At 42.7% G+C, this 6,488-nt stretch carries 7 protein-coding genes; 2 read left to right on the top strand and 5 right to left on the bottom strand.

The features are described from left to right. From KKA81_01825 to KKA81_01810, 4 genes are all read right to left on the bottom strand, one after another. The coding region (locus tag KKA81_01825) for a leucine-rich repeat domain-containing protein (GenBank protein ID MBU2649648.1) at positions 1-2,019 on the bottom strand (2,019 nt) is incomplete at its 3' end. Further along, complete coding sequence (locus KKA81_01820) at positions 2,009-2,815, bottom strand: hypothetical protein (protein ID MBU2649647.1); 807 nt, start codon at positions 2,813-2,815, stop codon at positions 2,009-2,011. The genes KKA81_01820 and KKA81_01825, both read right to left, overlap by 11 nt. Before the next feature lie 58 nt (positions 2,816-2,873). Beyond that, a complete protein-coding gene (locus KKA81_01815) occupies positions 2,874-3,449 on the bottom strand; it encodes a hypothetical protein (GenBank protein ID MBU2649646.1) in 576 nt (191 codons plus the stop codon). 10 nt (positions 3,450-3,459) lie between these two features. Continuing rightward, complete coding sequence (locus tag KKA81_01810; GenBank protein ID MBU2649645.1) at positions 3,460-4,092, bottom strand: hypothetical protein; 633 nt, start codon at positions 4,090-4,092, stop codon at positions 3,460-3,462. A 187-nt stretch (positions 4,093-4,279) separates the two neighbouring features. Between KKA81_01810 and KKA81_01805 the strand changes: the two genes are divergently transcribed. Next, positions 4,280-5,089 carry a purine-nucleoside phosphorylase gene (locus KKA81_01805; GenBank protein ID MBU2649644.1) on the top strand — a complete coding sequence of 270 codons (810 nt, stop codon included), beginning with the start codon at positions 4,280-4,282 and terminating at the stop codon, positions 5,087-5,089. Position 5,090: 1 nt separating this feature from the next. On the opposite strand, the gene KKA81_01800 is transcribed toward KKA81_01805, so the two are convergent. Next, complete coding sequence (locus tag KKA81_01800) at positions 5,091-6,080, bottom strand: glucosaminidase domain-containing protein (protein MBU2649643.1); 990 nt, start codon at positions 6,078-6,080, stop codon at positions 5,091-5,093. 109 nt (positions 6,081-6,189) lie between these two features. Between KKA81_01800 and KKA81_01795 the strand changes: the two genes are divergently transcribed. Continuing rightward, on the top strand, positions 6,190-6,488 hold a 299-nt coding region (locus tag KKA81_01795), incomplete at its 3' end, for a class I SAM-dependent methyltransferase (GenBank protein ID MBU2649642.1).

Raw genomic sequence — 6,488 nt, 5'->3', positions numbered from 1 at the left:
TCCTATCGGTGTCTGATCACAATAAACCAGCCTGATCATCCGGCTTCCTGAAAGAGGTTCCAGGTCGGCGACCGCTGTTTCGTCCATTGTTAAAACCTGCAGGTTGTTCAGGTTACGAAGAGGTTCTATGTTGCTGATTGCTGTTACGGAAATATCCAGTGATTCCAGATTGATAAGGTCTTCGAGGGGACTCAGGTCTTTAATCCTGGATTGTTTGCAATTGAGTTTTTTCAGGTCAACAAGGTCGTTCAGTGGTGCCAGGTTATCAATAATGGTGAATGATATATCCAATGATTCGAGTTTTTCCAGTTTTTTTAACGGCTCAAGATCCTTCAGGTTTTGCTTGTTTTGAATACTGATTTGTGTGAGGTTAGCAATCTCATGCAGCTGCTCCTTGGTAGGGGTAGGGTCAATTTGTATGTATGATGCAAAGACATTTTGCCACTCCGGCGTCAGTTCATTCCACCAGTTAATCAGAGTTTGGGATTCATATATTACAAGAACCTGTGGATGTTTTTCCATGAATATACCGGCAACTTTTCCTGAAATGCCTGTATTGTCGCAGTAGATTTTTTCTAATTCACTGAGATTGTTTAAAGGATCCAGTGATGATACCGGTGTATTGTCAATATTCAGGCTTTTAAGACTGCTTAGTCCTGATAATGGAGAAAGGTCCGAGATCCTGGTTGACGAACAATACAACCGTTCCAGAGTGGTCAGGTTTTTTAAAGGCTCAAGGCTTGCAACCCTGGTTTCGGAACAATCCAGGATAGTCAGACTTGACATCCCTGAAAGCGGTAAAAGATTATCCACCCAGGTGCCCCTGAAGCGCAGATCCCGGATCTTTGTCAAGGAAGAAAGCGGGCTTAGATCGACAATATTATTGCTGTCGAGATTTAATCTCTCCAGTTCCGTGAACGCTGAAAATGCTGCCAGATCTGAAACAGCAGTGTATCCGGCATCAAGGTCGCGAAGCTTGCCGGAAAAACGGAGGACTGAAAAGTCACTGACTTTAGTATGGCTGCAGTCGATAACTTCAAGCTGACTGAGATTGCGGATGGGCGTAAGATCCTGTATACCTGTATAAGAACAGTTGATTTTTTTCAGGTTACGAAGTTGGGAAAGGGGTTGAAGGTCAAAGATAGCAGTATCCTTTTCTACACTGATCTCGGTAAGATTGAGAATCTGCCTGACGAGATAGAAGATCTTATCGGTATTGAAAGGAATGGTATCCGTGATAATAAGCACTGCAGGCAGAGATATGCCCGATGTATCTGTTTGATCCTTTTGCATCAGAGAAGATGCCAGTATTTTTCGGCTAATGAGAATTGCCGAATCGGTGAATCCTGCAATGCCGGCCAATGTGAGTGAATCATTTATGATCCTGGATTTTCCCAGGGCAATTTTCCAGGATTCCGGCAGATTATTCCACCAGTAACTCATTTCTTCGTTTTCATTCAGCTTGGTGGTATAGATGCTGGCAATTTTCAGATCCTGGTTGACCTCATCGTAATTGAACTCAATGAACCTCTGTAGCGAGTTATCCATTGTATCACCCGAAACAGTTACTGCTTCGAGGTGTCGGTCGATATCGGCAATGAAGAAAAGGCCTCCGTGTTCATTGTATTGTGGCGTGATCTTATTAATGTTCAGAGTGAAAGCAGCATCACGGAAAAAGAAGTTTATGTCTTTCAGATAAGCCTGTACATCTTTGTTCACAATAGCTTCTCTTTTGTCGTCGAGATCATCTTCAATCTGTACTTTGTCGTTGGCAAATATTTTCCGGTAGCTTTCCTGGATGATGGTTTCTTTTTCCCGTGCCGGGGTTGACTTAGTACCCAAGGTATTCATGGAATATTCCAGAAACCCTATGAGCTGTGTAACCTGCTGCTCGAGTGTTTCCATCTTTTGTTTGGCAATACTGTCGTTGTTTGCTTCCTGGGTAAAACCTTTGTTTACGGTTGCTATAAGCAGTATTACGATTAAAAACTGCAGGATTTTGTAAAACTCATTGTTCATGGTATATGTATTTCTTCAATACTTCTTCGTCGTTATTATTTATTTTCAGGAGGTTGGATATAAGCCATCCTGTGTTATATCCCGGCCGGTTAAAGTAGGATAGTTCAAAATACCAGCCGCTAACCTGGAAAAAATGAAAACGGACTGTGGTTACTGTTTTAAACCGTAGGTTTCCCTTTTTAATTTCATACAGGAAGAGGCTTAGATAATCGGGATTGTAGTCACGTCTCAGATAATACTCCAGGCTGTCTGAATCGTTAAAAACCCTGAAAATATTCATAAATCCCAGTTCGTGACTTAGCGGATGCAGAAATTTACTGTCGTTAAAGACGCTGGTGTCGGTCTTTTTCAGTACATCCTGGAAGGGAGGGAAGAAGACATGGGAGATCACCCATTTGGAGCCTACTTTTTCCTGCTGCAACTCCAGGTAAAGCGTGAGTTCCTTTTCCACTCCCTGATAATAAAACAGTGTTTTCAATTCTGCAAACCATTCTCCGCCATGGAAATCCAGGAAAAGAGATTCCTTCTTGCCGTTGACGTGTTCGATGAACTCCTCCCTTAATTCGGGTTTCACCCAGCCCGACTCCATGTCGAAGAGAATGGGCAGATATTTCTTTCTAAGCTTGTAACTTCGGTATTCACTGTCTTTTGGGTAATACCTTTCCCCTTTAACGTCTTCCTCTCCGTTAAAGCGCCTGAAAAACTGGTTCACCTGTTTGGTTTCGGCATACATGGCGCTTTCGTCACCGATGTAGTCACCGATACTCTGGGAAAAGGACACGGTTGTAAAAGCCATGGCCGCAATGAGCAAGGCAGTGAGTCTGAACATGTAAGAGAAAAATTAGCGTTATGGTCTATTTTATGGTCTCCACCACCCGGATGTCTCCGAGCAGCACATCCCAGAATCCAATCAAACGGCCGCCGATCTGGGTTTCTTTTCTTTCAACGTACACCGTAATGTCTTTCTTGGTCGTATCCATGTAAACCAGTCCGTCGTCGGATGTGCCTTCAAATCGCTGGTATATGGTAATTACACCCACATAGCGCCCGTCAGGCTGAAGTTCCAGATCACTGATGTATTGAATATTGTACCATTTTATGGTAACCTGGTCGTAGTTGAGAAGCATCAGACGTTCAAGGTATTCTTTCACCGGATAGTATTTTACTTCTTCCCGGTAAAGCGAAGATACTCCCATCTGTGCGTCATCCACGAAAAGTTCAAGGGTTCTTTCTATTACACGTTTGGCTTCAGAGAACGGGGTTTCCTTGCTGCCAATGATGCTGATGTATTTCCCCAGGTCTCTGATCTTTTCCATTGCGAGACTGTCGATGGCTCTTTTTCTTTCAGGACTGATTACATCCTGTGACATCAGGGAACTGCTGTATGATAAAGCAAATAGTAAAACCAGGATATATGCAATACGTTTCATATTTTTCCGATTATTTTTTAATTAATTCCAATTCAACAATCCTGCCACTTTCATCCAGGGAAATGGTTTCAACGGCATTGATGTTCTTTTTTTGATCTTTCAGGTAATTGAGGTAGTCTTTTATGGTAGTAGGACGGTCATAATCCTTCATCGAGCCGGATTGGCTGATGATGATAAGTACCGGGGCATCCGGAGTGGCGAATAATCCCAGTGCATCATTGATCTTGCGGTTGGCGAGATCTGTACTCTGTGCTCCTGAAATTTCAGAGAAATATTTTTCAAGCTGTTGTTCCCTGGTAAGCACGACCTCCTTGATTTCTTCGCTTTCTTTTTTCCTGGCCAGTTCAGCCCTTTCGTTTTTGAGCATTTGCTCCGCATCACGAAGCATCATAAGCAATTCAGGGTCATCAATGTTCATGGCTTTCGTTTCCCTAAGTAGCTTTTCCCTTTCTTCCAGTGTCAGCGATCCATCGTTGTTCAGAATGGCCTGCAGGTTTTGGCGGGCCTGTTCCATTTTTTGTGCATATTCGATGGCTGCCTGCTCCTGGGCAAGTTTCTTTTTGCTCTTGCATCCTGTAATTCCCATGCCTATGATAAGAGTCATGAGGATCAAAAAAAGCATTTTTCTGTTGATCTGTGCCATAACTTTATAGAATTAATGTTTTTACTCGCTTTGAGAGCACAAAAATATTGAAAATTTACGGATAAAATATTTTTCAGGATAACTTCTTTAAATCTGATATATTGTTGATTAGTAATATTTTGTTCTTTGGACAGGAATGAACCACGATTTTTTTATTATTTTCGGCGCCAGTTTAAATATTGCAGGGATGGAAAAGATTTACGAAGCGCTAACTTATTTAAAAAGCAGGGGAATTGTATATCCCGACACAGGAATCATCCTGGGGACGGGATTGGGGAAAATGGTAAAGCATCTCCATGTGGAACAAAGTATCCACTACAGTGAAATACCACATTTCCCTGTTTCTACGGTGGAATTCCACAATGGGACTCTGTTGTACGGAAAGATGGAAGGGAAACAGGTTATTGCCATGCACGGTAGGTTTCACTATTACGAGGGTTATACGCTTAAACAGATCACGTTTCCAATCCGGGTAATGAAATTACTGGGCATACAGCGTCTGTTGATATCAAATGCCGGAGGATCGATGAATCCGGAGTTTAAAAAAGGAACATTAATGCTGCTTGACGATCATATTAACCTTCTTCCTGATAATCCACTGATCGGGCATAATTATGATGAACTGGGACCCAGGTTTCCGGATATGTCTGAGCCATACTCCCAACAATTAAATGATCAACTGATACAGATTGCCGCTGAGAATAATATCACGCTGCATAAAGGGGTTTATGTTGCCGTGGCCGGCCCCAACCTTGAAACCAGGGCTGAATACCGTTACCTGAGAACCATAGGTGCCGATGTGGTAGGGATGTCGACAGTTCCTGAAGTGATTGTTGCCAACCATATGAAACTTCCCTGTGCAGCCATCAGCGTGATTACGGATGAATGTGATCCCGACAACTTAAAACCAATATGTTTGAAAGATCTGCTTGAAACTGCCGCTGTGGCAGAGGATGATCTGATTGTCCTGATTCGGGAACTTTTAAGAAAAATTTGAATTAACGCAGTTTGATTTTCTGACCGGTAACAGGCTCGCTTCCTTCTTCCATGTTGTTTTTCTTGTAGAGAGTTTTCAGCCTGATGGCATAAAGCTGGGATATTTTGTGCATGGTTTCCCCTGGTGTAACCTCGTGAAAGTCCTTCTGGGCTTTGTTTTTCTTCTTTTCTAAATAAATGATCTGGTTGGTATGGATCTTTTCTTTTTTGTCCAGATCGTTATAACGATATACCTGCCAGGAATAAATGTTGAAATCCTCAGCAATGGTTGAGAAATTGTCACCCTCTTCAGCATAAATAAATTTTACTCCGTTATTGCTGTAAATGGCCCGTCCTCCAGGACCTGTTTGAATAACTATCTTGGATGGCTGGACCGGGAATTCCGAAACCGCAGGATCGGGTGCAGCCGTTACAGTCCCATTGGTCGCTTCCGTAGCTTTCCTGGGTGATTTTTTAGTCAGGATAATGGGTTCGGCGTCCCGGTCATATGCATATAACTGGTATTCTTCTATAATGCGTATCAACAATTGCGGGTATTTTGGATTTGTAGCATAACCGGCCTTTTTTAATCCGTGAGCCCAGGCTTTGTAATCGGTGATCTCCAGATCAAATAAAGAGGCATAACGGCTGCGCTGGGTTAAAAAGAGAGAGTGGTCGCGGAATGATTCTTCCGCAGTGCGGTATTTCCGGAAACATTCGTTTTTTGCATCGTCATCCTGATAAAACTTTCTCCCATTCCAGGAATGACACTTGATACCAAAATGATTGTTGGCCTTTCGTGCCAAATCACTGGTGCCGCTTCCTGATTCCAGAACTCCCTGTGCGAGTGTGATGCTGGCCGGAATGCGGTATTCCTGCATCTTCTGTATGGCAATGTCCTTGTAAGTTTCAATATATTTTTCGGTAACAGGATCCCGTTGCCCGCTGGCGGTTAAACCGGGCAGGAAGAATAACATCATGAGAAATAATGTATTACCGGAAAATATATTCATTACTATCTGCTTAAGAGCCTACAAAAATATAAATAGATTGTTGCAAGTTGCAGAATTCAAAACTGAGATTTTAACAATTCATTGTTTAAAGGATTTTATAAATTGCAGCATGGAAAAGATTAGGAAATATTTCCCGGATTTAACCGGAAAAATGGTCGACCAAATGGGAAAGCTTGAAGATCTTTACCGGTATTGGAATGCCAGGATCAATGTAGTATCCAGGAAAGACATTGACAGCCTGATGGAAAGGCATGTCCTCCATTCCCTTAGCATTGCCAGGATCATTGGCTTTTCTCAGGGAAGCCGTATCATGGATGCCGGAACCGGTGGCGGTTTCCCCGGTATCCCTCTTGCTATCGTTTTTCCTGAAGCTGAATTCACCCTCGTAGATTCCATCGGTAAAAAAGT

Source organism: Bacteroidota bacterium (assembly GCA_018831055.1).
Taxonomy (GTDB): domain Bacteria; phylum Bacteroidota; class Bacteroidia; order Bacteroidales; family B18-G4; genus M55B132.
The sequence above is the reverse complement of the archived record's forward strand: the minus strand, read 5'-3'. Positions and strand labels throughout refer to the sequence as shown.